Raw genomic sequence first — 21,386 nt, forward strand, 5'->3', positions numbered from 1 at the left:
TTGCCCAATTACTGGCCGGCGGAAGGCTTAACCGTCCAATTCTTTGTCTTGCAGAACCGATGCCGGCACGGTATCAATTGCCCATGGAACTTCGGCATCTCCGTTATTTTCAAGCAGTTGCACGCGAGGAGCACTTCGGTCGCGCCGCGCAGGCCATCCATATCGCCCAGCCGGCCCTGACACGGCAGGTCCGTGATCTGGAGGAGGAGCTGGGCGTGCAACTGTTCGAACGGCTGCCGCGCGGTGTGCGCCTGTCACCGGCGGGCCGGGCCTTCCTGGAAGATACCAACGCCATCCTGGAAAAGCTGCAGCGCTCCGTGGCGCGGGCCAAAAGCTATGCCACGGGTCAGGTCGGCTCCGTCCAGATCGGCTTTAGCGAGCTGGCGTCCCGCCACCCCGATATCCCGGCCAAGCTGCTTCAGTTCCGCCTGGACGAACCGCTGGTCGAACTGAACCTGCTGCCGATGAGTTCGATGAACCAGATCGACGGGCTACGCAACGGCACGGTGGATGTGGCCATCGTCTATGACATTCATCTGTCGGATGAAAGCCTGGGCCTGCTGGACAGCTGCGAACTGGGCAGCAGCGAGATCGTGCTGGCCTTGTACGAGGATCATCCCCTGGCCCAGCGCCCGATCCATATGAAGGATCTGGCCGATGAACGCTTCCTCTTCCCTGCCCGCAAGCCACAGCCGCGCTATTTCGACCGGCTGATGCAGGCCTGCCTGTCCCACGGTTTCTCGCCCAACATCGTGCAGGAAACGGCAACCGATAGCATCCTGTTGTCGCTTGTCGCCGTCGGCATGGGCATCGGCTTCACCCAGAAAACCGGCGGCACTCCGCGCCAGGGCGTGGTGTTGCGTGAGGTGGAGGATCTGGGCGTGTCCTTCCGTCTGCACCTCGCCTGGCGCAAATCCGACCCGTCACCGGCTGTCCTGCGCTTCGTCAACGCGATGCGGTAGACGCGCCCAACCGCAACTGCCGATACGCCGCCAGCAATTCCTGTTTGTCCATCACGCCCAGCTTGCAATAGGCGCGGCGACGATAGGTGATGATGCTGGACAGCGTCAGGCCGGTCTCTGTCCCGATTTCCCCCTGGGTCCGGCCCAGGATGAAGCCCGCCGCCACCTCCGCCTCCCGCGCGCTCAAGCCTGCGTTGGCAGACAGCAGGGTCTGCCGCACCAAGGCCGGCGTTTCATCGCCGGCCCGGCAGGCCGACAGTTCGACATGGCGGGACAGGGAAGCCATCAGCAGCGGTGCCAGATCCTCCAGCCGGGCGATATCGCCCGGCCGGAAGTCGCCGTCACTGGCGGCGCGATAGCCATTGGCGACCAGCGGATGCCGGCCGGCGGCCTGGATACTCAGCCGCTCCCCGATCCCGCCATCCTCGTAACAGGTGCGGCGGTAATCGGGATCGGCAATATCGCCGGCGCGGGTCCGCACCACGCTGACGCCATGGGCCGCGCGGCGCACGTCACTGTCGCGGCACCAGTACCGGCGGGAATAGGCGGTGGAGGCCGTGCGGGCAAAGTCCGGCGCGCCCCGGCACTCCCCCTCCGCGAACAGGGTGCGTGGCGCGCCCGCCCCCTGGAAGCTGAAGGCGGAGAACAGCCGCGCCCCGCACAGCGTTTCCAGGGCCGACAGGAACCGGGCCGGAAATTCCGGGGAACCGACCGTGGCCACCATGCCGGCCAGCATGCCGATATCGTCGCGCATCGCCATCTTCCTGTCCTCCCACCGGGGGGACGAAGCCAACCTTCATCCGCCCTAAGATACAATCAACCAAAGCAAGGGAGATCCGCCATGTCCACGCCGCCGCCGATCAAGGGCCTGTACCATTACGCCTATCCCTGCCGCGACGCGGAAGAGACAAGGCATTTCTACGAAGATATTCTCGGCCTGCCGCTGGTCAATTGCATGACCGCCGACCGGGTGCCCAGCACGGGCGAGGAAAAGCCCTACGCCCATATGTTCTTCGCCATGCGGGACGGATCCTACATCGCCTTCTTCGACCTGGGCGAAAACCAGATGCCGTTACCCTCGCCCAACACCCCCGGCTGGGTGCAGCATTTCGCGATGGAGACCGGGTCGGTGGACGACGTCCTGGCCATGCGCGACCGGCTGAAGGCGCATGGGGTGGAAGTCCTGGGCCTGGTCGATCACGAATTCGTGAAGTCGATCTACTTCTTCGATCCCAACGGGTTGCGGCTGGAAGTCACCACCCGCACCGAAGCCCCTGGCTATGTCGATGAGGCCGCCCGCACGGCACGCGCCGATCTGGACAAGTGGACGGCGGACAAGGCGGCGCGGCTGAAGGCGCGGGGTCCGTAAGCGCCCCATTGTCTCTTCACGTCGTCATTCATACCCTTTTCGCCTTCCCGGCGAAGGCCGGGACCCAGGGTCACAGGACCAAACCTCAACGCTGCTTCGATAAACGCGGCTGAAAGGTCGAGCACTTGGCCCCTGGGTCCCGGCCTTCGCCGGGAAGGCGGAAATAGGCGCTTTCCCCCTTCAAAACCCCTTCTTCCGGCTCCAGTCCAAGATCAGGCCCATGCAGGTCTCCAGATGTTCGGGCTGGCCGATATAGTAATGCGTGGCGCCGACGATCCGGTGATACTCCTTGTCCGGCGTGGCCAGCGCCGCATGGATCATCGGATTATGCGATGCCGGCACCGCATCGTCGGCCGTGTTTTCGATCTGCAGCACCGGCGTGCGGTGGATCTTGGCGGCATTCATTGGCCCCTTGGCGTTGGAGAGGTCATAGCTCCACTGGCTCAGCCATGACCGCAACGTGCAGAAGCGCGCCAGGCCCACCGGCCCGACATTCACCGTGCGCGGATCGCCCATATAGGACCATCCCGGCCGCCGCTCGCTGGGTTCGATCGTCGGGTCCAGCCAGCGCACGTCGCACATGGTGCGATGGACGACGAAAGCCCGTTCCTGTTCCGCCCCGCCCTTCGTGCGCAGCCGGTCCAGCTGTTCCTGACACCAGGACGTGATGCGGCGGTTGCGCGCCACCTGCCGTGCCCTGAACGCCGCAATGAAATCGGCACTGAACGGCGCCTTGTTGGGGCATTCCTCGGCATAGATGTCGAATTCGATATCGCGATGGTCAGGGTCCAGCTCATCAATCACCGACGGGTCCAGCCATTCGGTCAGCGTTTCCGCCCGCGACAGGTGGGCGGCGATGAAGATCACCCCATCGGCGGGCGACAGACCGGCCGTCGTCAGGTCCACCGCATCGCCGGCCGGCGTATGGGTGATGGTCGGTTTTTCCGCCTGCGCCTGATAGAACAGCGACAGCGACCCGCCGCCCGACCAGCCGACCAGCACCACCCGTTCATAGCCCAGCACCTCGCGCGCATGCGCGATCCAGCGGCCAAGGTCGATAGCCACCTTCTCCATGATCAGGGCGTTGTCATTGCGCGGATAGCGGCTGGCCGCGCACAGAACATGCAGCCCCCGGTCGGCCAATGCCATGGGCATGGGCAGAAGCTGAAGCGTCGAGGTCGGATGCATGAACACATAGACCGTCCGCGCCCGCTCCCCGGCCGGGCACAGCAACTGCCCCTCCAGATTGACCTTGCCCGAATTGCCCGCGAACCCATAGGTCTCGCTGAAGCCCCGAATGTCGGGGAAGCTCACCACCTGCGGCTGCCTGATCCAGGCCGTCGTCTGAGACATCTCATCCCTCTCCGATTTCTCTGCATCTTGCGGGTGCCGGACCCCCTTTGGGCGTTACAGCGGCACCGTCGTCACATCATGGCGGAACAGCCATTCGTAGCGTTCCGCGACCTTCTGTGGGTCCCATTCCCGGTCGACATAGGCCTGCGCGCCCTCGGCACTGGCCAGGGCCGGATTGTGGAAGCGTTCGGCATTGGACGCCGCCCCCTGCACTACCCGCGTCGTGCGGGCGATGCGCGCGCCCTGATAGGCCGTCAGGGCCCGGACATGATCATCGCCATAGGCCTCCAGCGCGCGGGCCAGGACATAGGCATCCTCGATCGCCATCGAGGCACCCGACGCCAGGAAGGGCAGCATCGGATGCGCCGCATCTCCCAGAAGCGTGACGCGGCCGGCGGTCCAGTTCTCCAGCGGCTTGCGCGACAGCAGCGCCCAGCGGAACGGTTGCGGAATGGCGTGGATATAGGTGTGCACATCCTCGTGCCAGCCGGGATAATCGGCCAGACAGGCTTCCACCGTCGACGGGCTGGACCAGGATTCCGTCTTCCAATCCTGGTTCTCCACCACGCTGGAGAAGTTCATCAGTTCCCCGCGCCGGATCGGATAATTGACGATATGGCCGCCCGGCCCGATCCAGTTGATGCCGACATCGCGCACCAGATGCGCCGGCAGCTTTTCCATGGGGATGACGCCGCGCCAGGCCACGATGCCGGTGAATGTGGCCTCCATCTCCCCGAACAGCTTCTGCCGGATGATGGAATGCACCCCGTCGGCGCCGATCAACAGGTCATGGCGCTGCGACGGCTTGCCCGCGAAAGACAGCATCACCCCGCCCGATCCTTGCTCCACATCCACACAGCGGGACGCCAGTTGGATCGCGTCGGGCTTCACCGCGCGGACGGCCGCCGCCAGCACGCTGTGCAGGTCGTTGCGGTGGATGGTGATGTAGGGGGCGCCATAGCGTTCCACCGATTGCGGCCCCAGGTCGAACAGCTTCCAGGTCTGGCCCGTGCTCCACAGCCGGATTTCCTTGCCCACCGGGCAGAAGGATTGCGCCAGCACCGGGTCCAAGATGCCCAGGGCATCGAACACGCGGGTGCCGTTGGCGCTGACCTGCAGCCCGGCCCCGACCTCCCGCAATTCCTCGGCCTGTTCATAGACAGTGACGTCGTACCCGCGCTGCAAAAGCGCCAGTGCGGCGGTCAATCCGCCCATCCCGGCCCCGACAATGGCTATCCGCATCTGATCCTCGCTACCGTCATTATAGTTTGATATTTCCGAACATCATTTGTCAATAACACAAGACTCAAATCCTGACCACAGCGCATTGCGCAGATGACGGAACCCCGCGCCTCTGTTACCCATGACGGGAAACCAGCGAGAATGAGATGCCGATACCGCCCGATGACACCCTGAACCAGAAGCGGCGTGTGCAGTCGATCGAGGTGGGGTTCCGCGTCATCCGCGTCCTGCAACAGGCGCATGAGCCCATGGCGCTGCGCGACATCGCCAAGGCGGCCGACATGCCGGCCAGCAAGGCGCATCTCTACCTGACCAGCTTCATGCGCGAAGGTCTGGTGGCGCAGAACCCGCAATCGGCGCGCTATGCCCTGGGCCCCTACGCCACCGAACTGGGCCTGTCGGCCATCCGTCAGCTGTCGGTGGTGGAGGCCGCGAATGGCGAGATGGCGGAACTGACGGCGCAGACGGGCTGTGCGACCTATCTTTCCGTCTTCACCGAATATGGCCCCGCCATCGTGTCCAAGGTGGATGGCAACCGCCAGGGCGCCTTCACCGTGCGGCTGGGCCATGTCCTGCCCATGGCCAGTTCCGCCACCGGCCTGATCTTTCTGGCCTTCCTGCCGCAGGCCCTGACCCACCTGTCAGCGGACAGCACAGCCGAAATGCCGGCCCCGGCCCTGCTGGCCGATGTGCGCGACAGGGGCTATGCGACCACCAGCGGCCTGATCAACGCCAACTTCGCCGCCATCTCTGCCCCGATCTTTGATTACAGCGACGGTCTGGCCGCAGCGCTGACCCTGCTGGGACCGGACAAATACCTGACGGGAACGCGCACCCAGTCCAGCATCGACCATGTGCTGGGCGCCGCCGGGCGCATTTCGGTGAAGATGGGCGGGCGGGCGTCCGCGCGGCGTTGAGGATGTTCCCTCGACATATTCTCGCCTTCCCGGCGAAGGCCGGGGAGGCGAGAATAGAACCGCCCTACAGCGCAATGGCGATCGACTTCACCTCCGTATAGGCCTCGATCCCCTCACGCCCGTTCTCCCGGCCCCAGCCGGACTGCTTGAACCCGCCGAACGGCAGGGCCGGGTCCAGGCCGCCGCCATTCACCCGCACCGTGCCGGCCTTGATCTTGCGGGCCAGCTTATGTGCGGCACTCAGGTTCTGGGTCCAGACGATGGCACCCAGGCCGTAATCGGTATCATTGGCCTGGGCGGCGATGGCGTCCAGGTCGCGGTCGCTGAACGACATGGCGCACAGCACGGGCCCGAATATCTCCTCCCGCACCACCGACATGGTCGGGTTGGTGCCGGTCAGCACCGTCGGCGGCACGAAATAGCCGGGGCCGGATGCGGCACTGCCCTGCCCGCTGATCTTCGCCCCGTCGCGTACTCCCGCCGCGATGTAACCCAGCACCCGGTCCCGCTGCTCCGCCGACACGACCGGCCCCATCTGGGTATCGGGGCCCAGGCCGGGACCGACGCGCAGCTTGGCCGCAAAGTCGGCCACCCCTTCCACCAGCGCATCGAACACGCTTTCATGCGCGAACAGGCGGGAGCCGGCGTTGCAGATCTGGCCGGCATTGGTGAAGATCGACCGTGCCGCCCCTTCGATGGCGCGGTTGATGTCGGCGTCGGGCATGACGATGACCGGCGTCTTGCCGCCCAACTCCAGAGTCACCCGCTTCATGTTGACCGTGGCGCCCTTGACGATCAGGCGGCCGACCTCGGTGGAACCAGTGAAGGTCACCTTATCCACACCCGCATGCGCCACCAGGGCCGCCCCCGCCGCCTCACCCAGGCCCGTCACCAGATTGAACACGCCCTTGGGGAAGCCGACTTCCTGTATCAGATGCGCCAGCCGGATCGCCGTCAGCGGCGTCTGTTCGGCGGGTTTCAGGATGATGGTGCAGCCGGCAGCCAGGGCCGGTGCGGTCTTGGCCACCGCCATGGCCAGCGGCGCGTTCCAGGGCACGATGGCCGCCACGACCCCCACCGGCTCCCGTACCGTATAGGCGTGCCAGGTGCCGGGGCCGGACAGGTTCACGCTCTCCCCGTTTAGCTTGGTGGTCCAGCCGGCATTATAGCGCAGCACCTCCACCGCGTGCGGCACGTCGAACATCCGGGCATCGCGCAGCGGCTTGCCATTGTTCAGCGTTTCCAGCAGCGCGAACTCATCGGCATGCGCCTCGATCGCGTCGGCCAGCCGCCACAGCAGACGGGCGCGTTCCGACGGCTTCATCATGGCCCAGGGACCGTCCAGCGCAGCGCGGGCCGCACGCACGGCCAGATCGACATCCGCCTCCCCGCCGGCCGCCGCATGGCCGATGCGCGAGCCGTCGCCGGGGTTGAAGGTCTCGAACGAGGCGCCCGACCGTGGCGCCATCCAGGTGCCGTCGATGAACAGGCCATGTTCCCTGCCCGCGAATTGTCGGGCCTCCTCCAGGGCGAGTTGGTCCTTTGCGATATCCGGCATGTGTCACCGTCTGGCTATGATGGGTGGAATGGTTGCGGCGCATGCGCCCGTGCGGACGCCGCAGGGGGCGTCTCTTCGTTTGCTATTGTTGAACATCTTCCGTTATTGTGCAACAGCTCCTTTCGAGATTGTGAGGGACCTTGTCGCAGGAATTCGACCATATTATCGTCGGCGCCGGGTCGGCGGGATGCGTGCTGGCCAACCGCCTCAGTGCCGATGGCGGCCGCAGCGTGCTGCTGATCGAGGCCGGCGGGTCCGACGCCAGCCCGTTCCATGCCATGCCGCTGGGCTTCATGGCCGCCATGGCCGATCCTGCCAAGGATTGGGGCTATGCCACGGAACCGGAACCACATCTGGACGGCCGCCGCGTGCCCCTGCCGCGCGGCCGGGTGCTGGGCGGCTGTTCCACCACCAACGGCATGATTTATATGCGCGGCCATGCCGGCGATTATGATGAATGGCGCGATCTGGGCTGTCCCGGCTGGGGCTATGACGATGTCCTGCCCTATTTCCGCAAGATGGAGACGAGCTGGCGAGGTGCCGGCCCCTATCATGGCGGCGACGGCCCCCTGACCGTCAGCCCGGTGCGCCATCCCTGGCTGCGGATCGACCAGATCCTGGAATCGGCCGCCGCCGCCAGCTTTCCCCTGAGCGACGATCTCAGCGGCGACCGGCAGGAGGGCTTCGCACTCAGCGAGGTGACCGTCGACCGGCGCGGACGGCGCGCCAGTGCCGCCCGCGCCTATCTGCGCCCGGCCCTGAAGCGCCCCAACCTGCACCTGATCACCCATACCCAGGTGACGCGCATCCTGTTCGACGGCAGCCGCGCCGTGGGTGTGGAATATCGGCGTGACGGCGTCCTGCAACAGGTGCGGGCCGCCCGCGACGTGATCCTGTCGGGTGGGGCCTATAATTCCCCGCAGCTGCTGATGCTGTCGGGCATCGGGCCTGCCGCCCACCTGCGCGAGCAGGGGATCGAGGTACGAGTGGACAGCCCCGGCGTTGGCGGCAACCTGTCCGAACATCCCATGGTCTATGCGGAATTCGCCACAAGCGGCGACACGTTCCTGCGGCAATTGCGCCTGGACCGCGCGGCCCTGTCGGTGCTGCGCTGGGCCTTGCTGGGCAACGGCCCTTTCGCCTCGCAGGTGACCAGCGCTGCGGCATTGATCCGGACACTGCCGGAACTGACCCGACCGGATATCCAGCTGATGGTGATGCCCGTGCGCCTGGACGCCAAGATCTGGGTCCCCGGCATCGGCAAGCGGCTGGCCGACATGTTCTCCGTGATGGTGATCCAGCTGCATCCGGAAAGCCGCGGAAGGGTGACGCTGCGCTCCGCTGACCCGGCCGACAAGGTGCGGGTACAGCTGAACCTGCTGTCGCATGAACGTGACTATGCCGAACTGCGCCGGGGCATCCGGGCGCTGCGCACCCTGTTCGCCGCCGGCCCGCTGGCCGACATGGCAGCAAGGGAAACGAAACCGGGTGCGGATCGCGACAGCGACGCCGACCTTGATGCCTTCATCCGCGCCAACCTGCGCATCACCCAGCACCCGGTGGGCACCTGCCGTATGGGCAGCGGTGATGATGCGGTCGTTGACCCGCAGTTGCGCGTCATCGGGGTGGAGAACCTCCGCGTCGTCGACGCCTCGATCATGCCCACCGTTCCCGGCGGCAACACCAACGCCCCGGTGATCATGGTGGCGGAGAAGGCAGCGGATTTGATCCGGGAGACGTAGGCACCCGCTTTCTCTCCATTCTCAACCGTCATCCCGGCGAACGCCGGGACCCAGGGCCATGGGATCAAACCTATACGCTGCTTGGATCAAAGCTGCCGAGAGGGCGGGCGTGTGGCCCCGGGGTCCCGGCTTGCGCCGGGATGACGAAGAGGTCCACAAAATCCCCCATAGAAAGAACGCCGGAGCGGTCACCCGCTCCGGCGTCAGTTGCTGGGGGAAGAGGAACATCACATCCGGGCGCGCAGGCCGAACACCCAGTAACGGCCGCGATTGTCGAAGAAGGGCGAGTTGGCGATGGTCGGCTGCACGATACCGTTGGGTGTGATCGGCGGCGCCTCATTCGTCAGGTTTTCCACCGACCCGTACAGGGTCAGATTTTCCGTCAGGTCATAGGCGACGTTGGCGTCGAAATAGCTGATGCCGTCGATATTGTTGTCGGCGATGTCCAGCCGGGTCGTGTTGAACCGCGTATCGATCTTGCCGCCGGAGACATAGCGGTACGCCAGGCCCAGCTTCCAGGCATCAACCGTATAGTTGGCGCTGAGATTGACGCGCCATTCCGGCACGCCTTGCGGCGGCGGGGAAATACCGGCCAGGCCGACATAATCGTCCGTCCGACCGTTGGCGGTGGTGCTCAGCTTGTCGGCGTGGTTGGCCAGCAGGCGAAGCTGCATGGTGCCGCCGGCATCGGCCAGATCCAGCGGGAAGGAATAGACCGCTTCAAAGTCCTGGCCCGCCACTTCCTGCGAATTGGCGTTGAAGGGGATGATGTTGATGCGGGTGATGATGCCGTTGGTGCGGATGATGCTGGGACAGAACTGAGCCTGCCCACGGAAACAGAAATTGGCGATATCCTGCCCCGCGATGACCGAGATCGCATCCTTGACCTTGATATTGTAATAGTCGAGCGAAGCGCGGAAACCGCTCAGCCATTCCGGCTGCACCACGATGCCCACCGAATAGGTGTCGGCCTTTTCCGGCAGCAGGTCCGGATTGCCGCCGGTGATCAGCGTCGTCTGGCGCGCGATATTGTCGTTCGGGTCGATGATCGAATTGATCACCTGATTGCCCTTGGAGAACAGCTCGAAATTGTTCGGGGCCCGGATATCGCGCGAGATCGTACCCCGGAAGCGCAGGTCGGGAATGGGCTCGTAATTGCCGCCGACCTTCCAGCTCCAGACGCCGCCGCTGGTCGAATAATCCGTGTAGCGGGCCGCTGCGTTCAGATCCAGCTTGTTGGCGAAGGCCGCACCATCGGCCAGCGGCACCGCGACCTCGGTGTAGGCTTCCTTCACATTGTACTTGCCGCTGAACGGCTGGGCATTGATGGAGCGCCAGCGGCTGGCGGCGGAATCCGCGTCCGACGTCTGGGTAGTCTTCTCCGTCCGGTATTCGGCACCGGCCGCGATGGAAACCGGCCCTGCCCAGGTGGAGAAGGGAGAGCCGGAGATATTGGCGGCATAAACCTGCTGCTCCATCTCGGCATAGGTGGTGGAGGTACCGTGGTAATAGGACAGTGCCTGCTGGCTGATGGACCCGGCACCAAACGGGTTGATCGGCACGCAGTTGCGGATATCCCCGAACGGGTCCTGCGTCGCCGTCGGGTTCGGGTTGTTCAGCAGCACGCGGCAGGTGGCCTGGCCCGTGGCCGGGTTGATGACGCTGTCGATGCCATAGGTCCAGCGCTGCGCGATGCGGTTGTTATAGGCGGCCTGGTCATAGGTATTGCGACCCAACTGTCCGGTGACGCTCCAGGCCCAGGTACCGCCCAGGCTGCCTTCCGCCCCGAAACTGGCACGCCGCGCCTTGGTCGTCGTCTCGAAGATGGAATTGCCATCCTCCACATTATAGCGGCCGAACGGGATGCTGGTCAGGCCCAGCGACGCCATCGCCGCCTTGACGGAACTGTGCAGAAAGGCATTGTCGTTGCGGATGGTCAGGGTGCCGGTATCCGGGTTGGGCACCAGATCGGACTTGGCGTGCACCTCTGAATAGAGCATGTCGGCAAACAGGCTGACATCCTCGGTCAGCTCGAAATCCACACGGCCATAAGCGCTCTTGCGCTCGATCTTTGGCAGCAGGTTGCCGCCATCCACCGCCTGATCGCCATTGCCGCCACCCTGCATATAGGTGGCACCGATATTGGTACCATATTCGAACGGCATGGGCACGCCATTGGGTCCGAACTGCACGCCGGTACCGGGCGCGAAGCCCAGCCGGGCGGCCAGGTTGCGGGCCAGCGTGTTGCTGGTGCCCTGCAACCCAACCACGCCGCCCGGCGTCATTTGCGAAAAGACGCCGTTATTGACGATCAGCAGGCGCGGCTGGCCGTTGGTGGCCGTATAGGCGGGGTTGGTCAGCTGCACCGTGTGGTCGTCACCCCAGGGGCGGCTAGCCTGGCTGGTCTGGCCGCCATTATGCATATAGTCGCCAGCGAGCGATGCATGCAGTTTGCCGTCCAGGAAGCCGTGGCCCACGGCGAAATTCACGGTGGGACGGCGGAAATCGCCATAATCGGAGACACCATAGGAGACATCGGCTTTCGCCCCCTCGAACTGTTTGTCGAGGATGAAGTTCACCACGCCGGCCACGGCATCGGAACCATAGGCGGCGGAGGCACCGCCCGTGACGATCTCCACGCTTTTGATCAGGGCAACGGGGATGATGTTGGTGTCGATGGTGCCAGCCGGATCGGTCACGCCGACACGGTTGCCATTCATCAGCACCAGCGTGCGCTGGGTGCCCAGGCCCCGCAGATCGGCGTTCGACGCCCCGATCGGCTCACTCGACTTGCCGATATTCTGGTTGACCTTCAGCTGCGGCACTTCCTGCAAAAGGTCGGAAACGGTGGTGATCGCCTTGTCTTCCAGTTCCGCAGCCCCGACCGACGTCAGCGGCGTCGGCGCGGTGAAGCCGGAAATGCGCGTCCCGGTGACGACGATCTCCTCCAGCTCCAGTTCCTGGGCGACACCCGTCTGCGGTATCAGCAATCCGATACCAAGGGCGATCAGGCTGACAGAACCAAAGGTCGACGCATGCTTAAGGGAACCGCGATGCAGCTCTTGGAACATCTGTTTCTCCCTGGCCGACTGGTGGTCAATCGGCATTCATATTGTTTGTTAATTTCATATTCAGTTCTACGATGACGAAAGTCCAATGCCACTCTTGGCAAGATCAATACCGCTTCGGCATCAAACTCTGACCTGCCGGAACGGTTCGCCCAGGATCATTCGTCAGAAGAAGCAAAGCCGCAGGGCTGCGTCGGAGATGCGGCGGCGCGTGGCGGCATCGGGGACCAGTTCATGGAACAGGGAAATGGTATCGGCATAGGATACGGCCCCCTCCTTGCCCACGAACGGCGCATCGCTGCCCCAGAGCAGGCGGTCGCCACCCGCCTCCGACAGCAGCCTTGCCGCCGCCGCCCGACGCAGGGCCGGGTCCAACCGGAACCCCGCAGAGATCTTCACCCAGGTCCGACCGGCCGCCACGGCGCGCAGGATGGCCTTGAACCCCTCCCCCTCCATGCCGGCGGGGGCACGCAGCAGGCCGAAATGATCGACCACGACATGGATGCCGTGCGCCATCAGGACCGGCAGCACGACCGCCTGCTGATCAGCACTGGCGTTCAGCTCGACATGCATGCCGCAATCGGCCAGGCGGTTCAGAAATTTGGCATAGCGGAAGCTGGCCAGGTCCGGCGGGGCGGCATCCGCCTTCCACTGCATGCGCACACCGACCACGCCCTGGTCGGCCAGGGATCGGATGGTGGCGGCGTCGGTCTCCGGCTCAAGCATGACCGTGGCGCGCAGGCGCCTGTACCGGGCCAGAGATTCCAGCGTGTAGTCGTTATAGTCGCCATAAAGGCTGGCGGCCGTTATGATGCCGAAGGGTATGCCGTGCCGGTCCAGGTCGGCCACGAAGGTCTCGGCGGTGTATTCGTAATCCGGACGGATCCAGGCATCCTCCCGGAACGGCATGCGCCGGGTCATGATATGGGCATGCGCATCAACGATAGGCGGTTCTGCCGACATCTTGCTACAGCACTCCCCGCTGAAACAGGCCGCGAGCCGTGGCGCGCAGGTAGAAGCGGCGCTCCTCCGGGTTCAGCAGAAAGGCCGAGGCGCGCGCCTGCGCCGCCATGCTTTCATAATTGTCGGGCGTGTTGCCCACGTCAGAGCCCCACATGATATGGTCGGCCCCCATGATGTCCGCCGCCCGCCGGACAAAGGCCGAATGATCGACCCCGGCCTTGTCGAACATCTGGAAATTGATGGTCGTCAGCTTGAAATAGACGTTGCGGAACCGACGCATCGCCACCAGTTCCGGCACCAGCCCCATCGACCCCGGCTCCCCCCCGCCCGGCCAGCCGAAATGGTCCAGCGCGATGCGCAGTCGCGGGAAGAGGCAGGCCAGACCGGCGATGCGCTCCAAAGCCGCCGCCGACGGCACGCCCGGCGCATACATCACCACCATGGTCAGGCCGTGACGGTCGGCCGCCTGCCAACTTTTCAGCGCGGCCTCACTGTCCAGCCACGGATAATTGCCCGCCGCATCCGGGGACCCGAACAGGCGCAGCCCCACGATCCCATGATCGGCCACCATCCGGTCGATCTTGGCCGGGCTTTCCGGGTCCTGGGCATCCAGCATGACGACGGCTGAGAAATGGCTTGGATAGGCGTCCGCCATATCCAGCAGATAGCGGTTATCCTTCTTGTAGATCGTGTTGTACTGCACGGCGGTGCCGCCGATGATGCCGGTCGCCTCCCACCGTTGCAGCAGCCGCTCCCCCGTCATCGGGTCGGCTTCGATGCGCCGGCGAAGGTTGTCCTCCCCCTCCCTGGCGTTGCGCGTATCCATGGGATAGCGCGCCTCATCGGTGGTGAAGACATGCGCGTGGGAATCGTAGAGCGGTTCCCGGCTGGTTGCCTGACCCATGCTGTCCCCCTTACACCGACGCGGCCTGGGGCGCGGGCTTGATCGTCCTGCCCAGCACCAGCAGTGCCACGGCGGGGATCACGCTCAACGCCGCGAAGAACACGAAGGTGGCCCCCCGCCCGATATCGGCACCCAGCAGCAAACCCCCGATGAACGGGCCGATGACGGCGCCGGCCCGACCGACACCCACCACGAACCCGACACCGAAGCTGCGCAGATGCAGTGGATATTGCGCGATGGTGGTCAAGAACACGCCCGTATAGGAACCGACCGTGAAGAAGGTCAGCGCACAGGCCAGCGCAATCATCACCGGCGCTCCTGCATGCACATTGCCGAACAGCACCAGCACACAGCCCATGACCAGGAAGAAGATGGCGGTCAGCCGCCCTTCACCCACCCGCTTGGCCAGCATGCCGACCACGATATGGCCGACCGACCCGCAGATGCCCTGCGCCACACCGGCAAAGCTCGCCTGCGTCGGCGTCAGCCCGGCATCCACCAGGACCGTCGGCTTCCAGTTCAGCAGGAAATAGCCGACGACGGCATAGACGAAGGACGCCGTCCACATCAGGAGTGACAGCCGCCGCACGTCACTGGACAGCAGCGCCATCGCCCGGTTCTCCTTGCGCGCGGCACGCGGCGGCGGGGGCGGCAGTTCCGACAAGGTGGGCTGACCCAAGCCGGTCAGGATCTTGTTCAGGCGCGGCAAGGCGTTGCGCGGCCGCGCCGACAGAAGATAGGCGGGCGATTCCCACATGAATATCGCCAGGATCGCCAGCAGCACGATATTGATGCCAGCCCCCACCACGAACACCGACCGCCAGCCGAACGGCTCCAGCAGCAGCCCGGTGACGGCACCGCTGATGGTCATGCCGATGCTGAAGCCGGTATGCAGCAGCGACAGCATCAGATTGCGGCGATCATCATTGGCGAATTCGGAGACCAGCACATTCAGGCTGACCACCAGCATGCCCAGCCCGACACCCATCAGGAATTTCAGGAAGGTCAGCATCTCCATGGAATGGGCCATGGCCGACAGGGCGTGGGAAATGGTGATGCCGGCCAGCGCCGCGAAGGTCACGCCGCGCCGCCCCACCCGCTCGGCAATGGGTGCGGCCGCAAACGCACCGAACGCCAGCCCCAGGGACCCCATGGAGAACAGGATACCCAGCGCCGTGCGCGGCGCGCCCCATTCGGCCGTGAATAGCGGCGCCGTATAGGCCGCCGACATCATGTCATAGCCTTCGGTGATGTTGATCAGGCAGCACAAGGCGATGATCACATATTGCCGCGTGCGCATCGGCATCTTGGCGATGACGTCCAAGGGACTGGCCGGCATGCTCGTTTCTCCCTGAATTCCGACTTGTCGTCGTTATGGTAGGCTGTTCACTCGGCCGCGGCGGACCGTGCCTGCCGTGGCTCGTCCAGCCCGACCAGGCGGGCGGCGTTGGTGCTGATCATCTTGCGGATGTCCTCGTCGGAATAACCCAGCTCGATGCACATGCCGATGACATGGCGGAAGCCTTCGACGGGGCTGGGATTGCCGACCTGCCCTAGGTCGGACCCGATGATGGTGCTGTCCACACCCCCGGCCTTGATCACCACATCCAGGCTTTCCAGCGTGTAATGCTTGCCCTGCACACCCGCCCACATGCAGCAGGAATGTTCCAGGAACGCGCCCATGGCAGCCAGTTCCTTCATATCGGCCGCGTTGCAGTCGATCAGGAAGGTCGGGTGATTGACCATCAGCCGCTTCACACCCCGCTTCTTCGCCTCGGCGAACAGCGGCCATATCTCGCTGATATGCAGATGACCAGCCGACAGGATGGCGTCGTAATCGGCGATCTGGTCCAGGATGATCTTGACCTCATCCAGCAGCGCACCGCGATTATCCACGACACTCAGCGCCGTCGGCTCCAGCATCCGCTCCTTCGTCGGCAGGAACTGGCGGCGGTGCGAATGGCGGATATGGTTGGCGGCGGAGAATGTGGGCATCCAGACCAGCCGCGCCCCCAGCTTGAACCCATGCTCCACCGCATAAGGGTTAAGCCCGCCCGAGGTATTGTTCAGCGGCACGCCGGTCAGCAGCTCGATCTTCGGCTTCATCGTCTCCTTCAGAAGCTCGGCCACCGGCGTGACGGAATAATAGTGGTCCTTGAACAGGATCGCGCGCAGGCCGGCGGCCTCCGCCTCATGAATGGCCTGCACATGGTTCAGGCTGCGGGGCATGACCGAGGGGCCGCTATGGCAATGCAGGTCAATCGCGCCGATCAGCAGATCATCAATCCGGCGATCCGTCATCTTTTCCTCCATATCGAATGGCGCCGCCTTGGGGCGGTTCTTGGACGTTGGTCAAAGCTCCGGGGCCGGATAATCGGCCGCGTTCAGCACCCAGCCTTCCCGCGCGGAGAAGTCCTTGCGCGGCGGGCAGAAGACATCCAGCAGCCGGTTGAGGCCGTCCGCCACCCCTTGCGAGGTGTGGATGGCCGGCGGCGGGATCACCGCGACCGAGGGGCTGGCGCAGAATTCATGCTGGTCATCCAGCCAGTGCGCGCTGTTGCCCGTCCAGGGCCAGCGCAGGTGGTGGATGAAATCGCCAGCGGTGGCGATGGAATATTGCTCGAAATCATCATGATGATGGGGCGACAGATCGGCCGGATCACGGGGGCCGGGCCGGCCGCTGGTCAGGTTCACCATGATCGTGGAGCAACGATAGAGCCGCCCGAACCGCCCCTGCTGCGCCGGCACGTCGCCGGAATAGACCCGGATACGGAAACCCCCGACCGGGTCGGGCCAGGCCTGGAATTCCGGGACATTGGGGTCGTGCGTGGCATAATCGCCGGCGTTGGAGCATTGGGCTGCCAAGTCCGCCGACCGCACCGTGATCAGCCGATAGAGATCGCCCTCCCCCAGCACCTTCACGACGCTGTCGCCGGGCGGGACAAAGGCCACGCAGGGGCCATGTGCCATCTCCGTCTGGCCGTCGGCGCTGATCTCCACCGACAGGCCCGCATCGGGCAGCACGACGGCATATTCGTCCAGTTGGGCCACCCGCGACAATACAGCACCAGCAGACACACGGCTGTAGGCAACGATCAGGTTCTGGCCCCGCGCCAGCCAGGTACGGGCCAGCGGGCCCTCCTCAGCCGGGGTTTCTGCGTAGAATCGCCCATAGGATGCGGGTTTGAAGGGGGTTGCGGCGGGCTTCACCGCCAAAGGCGCCAATGCAGCCCGCAAGTCGTTCTTTCCGTACACGCCGCCTCCCGGACACTAATTCTTGCTATTCCGGCATTTGCCGATTGGGCCAGTAGGAAGGGAATGCAGGCTTGCGTCTAATTCTTTTTGGTCGGCCGATTGATGCCGCCACGGCATCGGTTTCCCGGCCAACCGCTCCGATACCGCATCGTTATCGGACAAGGCCCTAATCAGCATTTGATTCCCACTGGCCGATTGCATTGGATGGAGGAGCGGCAGGCGTCCCAGGACAAGAGCGACGCCGCCCATCGGGAGGTGCTTGTGATCAACAGCCTAATCAAGCGACGCCTGGAGAATGACGAGCCGGTCTTCGGCACCTTCGTCAAGTTCGCCTCGGCAAATCTTGTCGAGATGATCGGACTTTCCGGTTTCGACTTCATCATCATCGACAGCGAGCATGCCAATCTCACCCATGGTGAGATTGAGGAGCTGGTTCGCGCCGCCCAGTTGGTGGGCATGGCCGCCATCGTCCGCACCGCCGATGCGGGCGAAGCCAATATCCTGCACGCACTGGACAGCGGCGCCAGCGGCATCCAGGTCCCGTCGCTGTCATCCGCGGAGGAAGCGCGCGCCGTGGTCCGCCGCGCCAAATATCATCCCATCGGCGAACGCGGCTGGGCGCCAGGCTGCCGCGCCGGCGACTATGCCTTCACCCCGCCCAAGACTTATATCGAGCGCGCCAACCGCGACACGACCGTGGCCGTCCATGTCGAAAATGCCCGCATGGCCGCCGATATCGAGGCGCTGTGCCAGGTGGATCATCTGGACGTGGCCTTCATCGGCACCGGCGATCTCAGCCAGTCGCTGGGTTATCCCGGCGAGGCGGAGCATCCGGAGGTGCAGAAGGTCGTGGACCGGGTGATCGATGCCTGCAAAAGCGCCGGCAAGCATTTCGGCATGGTGGCCAGCAATCCCGACGCCCTGAAACAGGCGGTCGAGCGGGGGTCCCGCTACATTGCCTGGCAGTCCGACATGGTCATGTACAAGAACGCGCTGAAAAGTGCGGCGGACCGGTTCGCCCCCTTCCGCGCCAACAGACAAGAGGTCTGAAGTGCCGACATCCGATGTGCAAACGGGGGCATCCGCTTCCCGTATCGATCTCGCACGCCTGCTGCGTCCCCGCTCCATCGCCGTTGCCGGCGCATCGCCGGACCCGGCATCGGTGGGCGGCGTCATCCTGAAGAATATCGCCGGCTCCGGCTTCACGGGCCCCCTGCACCTGGTCAGCCCGACACGGGCGGAGATTAATGGCATCCCCTGCCTGCCTTCGATCCAGGCCCTGCCGCAGGGCGTGGATGTCGCCGTGCTGAACGTGCCGCGCAAAGCGGTGAAGGAAGCCATTGAGGCCTGCATCGAACGCGGTGTGGGCGGCGCCGTCGTTTTCGCCGCCGGCTTCCGCGAGGCAGGCGAACAAGGCGCGCAGGAGCAGGAGGAAATCGCCCGCCTCTGCCGCGAGGGCGGCCTGGCCCTGCTGGGCCCCAACTGCATGGGCTTTGCCAATTATATCAGCGGCGCAGCCCTCAGCTTTGAATCGCTGACCTTCCAGCCGGCGGCGGCCGGCCCGCATATGGGGGTGATCGCGCAGAGCGGGGCTATGGCGTCCAACATCCGTTCCGCCCTGCTGGCGCGCGGTATCCGCATCTCGCATGTTGTGTCCACCGGCAATGAGGCCGTGGTCCGGGTCGACCATGTCATCCGCCATCTGGTGGAGGAAGGGGCGAACCTGATCGCCGTCTATGTCGAACAGATCCGCGATCCCGCCGCCTTTCTGGCCGCCGCCCGCATGGCGCGGCTGGCGGGACGGCCCATCGTGATGGTGCATCCCGGGTCCAGCGCGTCGGGTCGTGCCGCCGCCCAGTCCCATACCGGGGCGATGCTGGGCGACTACGCCACCATGCGGACGGCGGCGGAGGATGAAGGTGTGGTCCTGGTGGAAACCATGGACGAACTGTTCGACACCACCGCCATCCTCTACCGTTTCCCGGTCCCCAGCCAGGGGGCCATGGGCATCGTCACCAATTCCGGCGCCGTCCGCGGCCTCAGCCTGGATTTCTGTGAAAAGGTGGGACTGGAGGTTGCGGCGCTCAGTGATGAAACACTGGAGGCGTTCCGCCAGATGCTGCCCCCGCAATGCGAGGCGTCGAACCCGCTGGATGTCGGCATCGCCGGCTTCTCCGACGCGTCGGTCTTTGCCAACACCACCAATGCCATGCTGGCCGATGCGTCCGTCGGCTCCGTCCTGCTGGCGTTGGCCGGTGGCGGTCCCTGGCAGCAGCGGGCCAAGGCGGAAGTGATCGCACCCCTGGCCCGCACGGCACCCAAGCCCGTGGCCGTCGCCATCATCGGGGACGAGGCGCCGCTGGACCCCGGCTGCGTCACGCCGCTGCGTGATACCGATACACCTTTGTTCCGCTCTCCCGACCGCGCGCTGCGCGCCTTCCGGGCGGTACGGACCTATGCCGACGCCCTGGCCCGCATCGGCACCCGCACCAGCCCGCCCCTGCCGGGTCCGAAACTGCCGCGCCGGGGTCCGCTGCCGGAATATGAGGGCAAGGCCCTGCTATCGGAATATGGCATCCGCGTGCCCAAGGGCGTGCTGGTCTTCCGCGACGTGGATTCTGCCGCGCAGCTGGCGGCCAGTTTCGGCTATCCCGTGGCCATGAAGCTCCAGGCCGCCAGCCTGACCCATAAAAGCGATGTCGGCGGCGTCATCCTGAACATCAAGGACGAGGCGTCGCTGCGCGCCGGCTGGCAGCGTCTGATGGACAGTGCGCAACTTCATATTCCTGAAGGCGGCCTGGACGGTATCCTGATCGAAAAGATGGCGCAGCCCGGCCTGGAACTGGTTCTGGGTGGCCGCAACGATCCGGAATGGGGATCGTTCATCGTCTTCGGCCTGGGCGGCGTCTGGGTGGAAGCCTTGGACGCCGTGGAGATGTTGCCGGCCCATGCCGGCCGCGCCCAGATCCTGGAACGGCTGCACCAGATGCGCGGAGCCAGGCTGCTAGGCCCCTTCCGGGGACAGCCGGCCCGTGATGTGGAGGCGGTGGCCGATGCCATCCTGGCCCTGGGCGCCATCCTGCGCGCCCATCCTGAAATCAGGGAAGTCGATGTCAATCCTATGACGGTTTTCGCCAGGGGCGAAGGGGTCATGGCGCTTGACGCATTGTTCATCACCGAATGAAAAGGACATCGGACGTGACGACAACCGAAGCCATTGAACGGCCCATCCCCGGCGGCAACGACGTGCTGGTCGAATTCGAGGACGGCATCGCCTGGGTACAGCTGAACCGTCCCGCCAAGCGCAACGCTATGAGCGTCGGTCTGGCCCAGGAAATGAACGAGGTGCTGGACGCGCTGGAAACCGACCCGCGCTGCGGCGTCCTGGTCCTGACCGGCGTGGGCGAGGCGTTTTCCGCCGGCATGGACCTGAAGGATTTCTTCCGCGCTACCGACGGGCTGGGTGATATCGAACGCCACCGCGCCTATCGCTCCACCCGCGCCTGGCAATGGCGCAACCTGATGCATTATGCCAAGCCGACCATCGCCATGGTCAATGGCTGGTGCTTCGGCGGCGCCTTCACGCCGCTGATCTCTTGCGATCTGGCCATCGCCGATGAAAAAGCGGTCTTCGGCCTGTCAGAGATCAATTGGGGCGTCATCCCCGGTGGTGCTGTGTCCAAAGCTATCGCCACGGTCATGGGCGACCGTCAGGCGCTCTATTATGTGATGACGGGGGAACAGTTCGATGGTGCGAAGGCCGCCGCCATGGGTCTGGTGAATGAGGCGGTGCCCAAGGACCAGCTGCGCGCCCGCACCACGGAGATCGCCCGCACGCTGCTGGGCAAGAACCCGACCGTGCTGCGTCAGGCCAAGCTGGCCTATAAGTACGCCCGCGAGATGAACTGGGAACAGGCGTCGGAATATCTGACGGCCAAGGTCGACCAGACCAATTTCGTCGATACCGAGAAGGGCAAGGAACAGGGGCTGAAGCAGTTCCTGGACGAAAAGACTTTCCGCCCCGGCATGGGCGCCTACAATCGTCCCGAATAA

General features: G+C 64.8%; 17 protein-coding genes. 7 read left to right on the plus strand and 10 right to left on the minus strand.

All coding sequences use genetic code 11. The features are described from left to right. The first annotated feature begins 83 nt into the window (after positions 1-83). Complete coding sequence (locus AC1Q7F_RS05065) at positions 84-962, plus strand: LysR family transcriptional regulator (protein WP_492504452.1); 879 nt, start codon at positions 84-86, stop codon at positions 960-962. On the opposite strand, the gene AC1Q7F_RS05070 is transcribed toward AC1Q7F_RS05065, so the two are convergent. Continuing rightward, on the minus strand, positions 946-1,722 hold the full coding sequence (locus AC1Q7F_RS05070; protein WP_492504454.1) for a helix-turn-helix transcriptional regulator: 777 nt from the start codon (positions 1,720-1,722) through the stop codon (positions 946-948). The two genes, AC1Q7F_RS05065 and AC1Q7F_RS05070, sit on opposite strands and share 17 nt — an antisense overlap. 81 nt (positions 1,723-1,803) lie before the next feature. Between AC1Q7F_RS05070 and AC1Q7F_RS05075 the strand changes: the two genes are divergently transcribed. After that, a complete protein-coding gene (locus AC1Q7F_RS05075; protein ID WP_492504456.1) occupies positions 1,804-2,331 on the plus strand; it encodes a VOC family protein in 528 nt (175 codons plus the stop codon). Positions 2,332-2,511: 180 nt separating this feature from the next. Here AC1Q7F_RS05075 and AC1Q7F_RS05080 read toward each other — a convergent pair whose 3' ends face one another. Together AC1Q7F_RS05080 and AC1Q7F_RS05085 are read right to left on the minus strand one after the other, a co-directional pair. After that, positions 2,512-3,684: an alpha/beta hydrolase family protein gene (locus AC1Q7F_RS05080; RefSeq protein ID WP_492504458.1), complete on the minus strand. Its 1,173-nt coding sequence runs from the start codon at positions 3,682-3,684 to the stop codon at positions 2,512-2,514. 54 nt (positions 3,685-3,738) lie between these two features. After that, positions 3,739-4,926, minus strand: coding sequence for an FAD-dependent monooxygenase (locus tag AC1Q7F_RS05085; RefSeq protein ID WP_492504460.1), 1,188 nt, complete (start codon positions 4,924-4,926; stop codon positions 3,739-3,741). A gap of 146 nt (positions 4,927-5,072) precedes the next feature. On the opposite strand from AC1Q7F_RS05085, the gene AC1Q7F_RS05090 reads away from it, so the two are divergent. After that, on the plus strand, positions 5,073-5,843 hold the full coding sequence (locus AC1Q7F_RS05090) for an IclR family transcriptional regulator (RefSeq protein ID WP_492504462.1): 771 nt from the start codon (positions 5,073-5,075) through the stop codon (positions 5,841-5,843). Positions 5,844-5,907: 64 nt separating this feature from the next. On the opposite strand, the gene AC1Q7F_RS05095 is transcribed toward AC1Q7F_RS05090, so the two are convergent. Continuing rightward, positions 5,908-7,401, minus strand: coding sequence for an aldehyde dehydrogenase family protein (locus AC1Q7F_RS05095; RefSeq protein ID WP_492504464.1), 1,494 nt, complete (start codon positions 7,399-7,401; stop codon positions 5,908-5,910). Positions 7,402-7,541: 140 nt separating this feature from the next. On the opposite strand from AC1Q7F_RS05095, the gene AC1Q7F_RS05100 reads away from it, so the two are divergent. Further along, on the plus strand, positions 7,542-9,143 hold the full coding sequence (locus tag AC1Q7F_RS05100) for a GMC family oxidoreductase (protein WP_492504466.1): 1,602 nt from the start codon (positions 7,542-7,544) through the stop codon (positions 9,141-9,143). 227 nt (positions 9,144-9,370) lie between these two features. Here AC1Q7F_RS05100 and AC1Q7F_RS05105 read toward each other — a convergent pair whose 3' ends face one another. From AC1Q7F_RS05105 to AC1Q7F_RS05130, 6 genes are all read right to left on the minus strand, one after another. Beyond that, a complete protein-coding gene (locus AC1Q7F_RS05105; RefSeq protein WP_492504468.1) occupies positions 9,371-12,214 on the minus strand; it encodes a TonB-dependent receptor plug domain-containing protein in 2,844 nt (947 codons plus the stop codon). Positions 12,215-12,376: 162 nt separating this feature from the next. Beyond that, a complete protein-coding gene (locus AC1Q7F_RS05110; RefSeq protein ID WP_492504470.1) occupies positions 12,377-13,174 on the minus strand; it encodes an amidohydrolase family protein in 798 nt (265 codons plus the stop codon). Positions 13,175-13,178: 4 nt separating this feature from the next. Beyond that, a complete protein-coding gene (locus tag AC1Q7F_RS05115; protein ID WP_492504472.1) occupies positions 13,179-14,078 on the minus strand; it encodes an amidohydrolase family protein in 900 nt (299 codons plus the stop codon). A gap of 10 nt (positions 14,079-14,088) precedes the next feature. After that, the gene (locus AC1Q7F_RS05120; RefSeq protein ID WP_492504474.1) at positions 14,089-15,417 is read right to left on the minus strand and encodes an MFS transporter; all 1,329 of its coding nucleotides are present in this window, start codon (positions 15,415-15,417) and stop codon (positions 14,089-14,091) included. Positions 15,418-15,464: 47 nt separating this feature from the next. Next, entirely contained in the window at positions 15,465-16,379 is a 915-nt protein-coding gene (locus tag AC1Q7F_RS05125; RefSeq protein ID WP_492504476.1) for a DUF6282 family protein, read from the minus strand. A 51-nt stretch (positions 16,380-16,430) separates the two neighbouring features. Further along, a complete protein-coding gene (locus tag AC1Q7F_RS05130; protein ID WP_492504478.1) occupies positions 16,431-17,333 on the minus strand; it encodes a cupin domain-containing protein in 903 nt (300 codons plus the stop codon). Positions 17,334-17,594: 261 nt separating this feature from the next. Here AC1Q7F_RS05130 and AC1Q7F_RS05135 point away from each other — a divergent pair, with 261 nt between their 5' ends. The 3 genes from AC1Q7F_RS05135 to AC1Q7F_RS05145 are packed head-to-tail and all read left to right on the plus strand — an operon-like array spanning position 17,595 to position 21,386. Then, positions 17,595-18,383, plus strand: a complete 789-nt coding sequence (locus AC1Q7F_RS05135) for an HpcH/HpaI aldolase family protein (RefSeq protein ID WP_492504480.1) — start codon at positions 17,595-17,597, stop codon at positions 18,381-18,383. A 1-nt stretch (position 18,384) separates the two neighbouring features. Then, positions 18,385-20,517: an acetate--CoA ligase family protein gene (locus tag AC1Q7F_RS05140; RefSeq protein ID WP_492504482.1), complete on the plus strand. Its 2,133-nt coding sequence runs from the start codon at positions 18,385-18,387 to the stop codon at positions 20,515-20,517. 14 nt (positions 20,518-20,531) lie between these two features. Next, entirely contained in the window at positions 20,532-21,386 is an 855-nt protein-coding gene (locus AC1Q7F_RS05145; RefSeq protein WP_492504485.1) for a p-hydroxycinnamoyl CoA hydratase/lyase, read from the plus strand.

It is taken from the genome of Niveispirillum sp. GW835-FHT14G11 (genome assembly GCF_058793615.1).

Excerpts from the sequence above, each read along its gene's own strand:
- AC1Q7F_RS05090 (WP_492504462.1), top strand. The coding sequence starts at position 5,073 with ATGCCGATACCGCCCGATGACACCCTGAACCAGAAGCGGCGTGTGCAG.
- AC1Q7F_RS05080 (WP_492504458.1), bottom strand. The coding sequence starts at position 3,684 with ATGTCTCAGACGACGGCCTGGATCAGGCAGCCGCAGGTGGTGAGCTTC.
- AC1Q7F_RS05125 (WP_492504476.1), bottom strand. The coding sequence starts at position 16,379 with ATGACGGATCGCCGGATTGATGATCTGCTGATCGGCGCGATTGACCTG.
- AC1Q7F_RS05085 (WP_492504460.1), bottom strand. The coding sequence starts at position 4,926 with ATGCGGATAGCCATTGTCGGGGCCGGGATGGGCGGATTGACCGCCGCA.
- AC1Q7F_RS05110 (WP_492504470.1), bottom strand. The coding sequence starts at position 13,174 with ATGTCGGCAGAACCGCCTATCGTTGATGCGCATGCCCATATCATGACC.
- AC1Q7F_RS05115 (WP_492504472.1), bottom strand. The coding sequence starts at position 14,078 with ATGGGTCAGGCAACCAGCCGGGAACCGCTCTACGATTCCCACGCGCAT.
- AC1Q7F_RS05070 (WP_492504454.1), bottom strand. The coding sequence starts at position 1,722 with ATGGCGATGCGCGACGATATCGGCATGCTGGCCGGCATGGTGGCCACG.
- AC1Q7F_RS05075 (WP_492504456.1), top strand. The coding sequence starts at position 1,804 with ATGTCCACGCCGCCGCCGATCAAGGGCCTGTACCATTACGCCTATCCC.
- AC1Q7F_RS05065 (WP_492504452.1), top strand. The coding sequence starts at position 84 with ATGGAACTTCGGCATCTCCGTTATTTTCAAGCAGTTGCACGCGAGGAG.
- AC1Q7F_RS05095 (WP_492504464.1), bottom strand. The coding sequence starts at position 7,401 with ATGCCGGATATCGCAAAGGACCAACTCGCCCTGGAGGAGGCCCGACAA.
- AC1Q7F_RS05120 (WP_492504474.1), bottom strand. The coding sequence starts at position 15,417 with ATGCCGGCCAGTCCCTTGGACGTCATCGCCAAGATGCCGATGCGCACG.
- AC1Q7F_RS05105 (WP_492504468.1), bottom strand. The coding sequence starts at position 12,214 with ATGTTCCAAGAGCTGCATCGCGGTTCCCTTAAGCATGCGTCGACCTTT.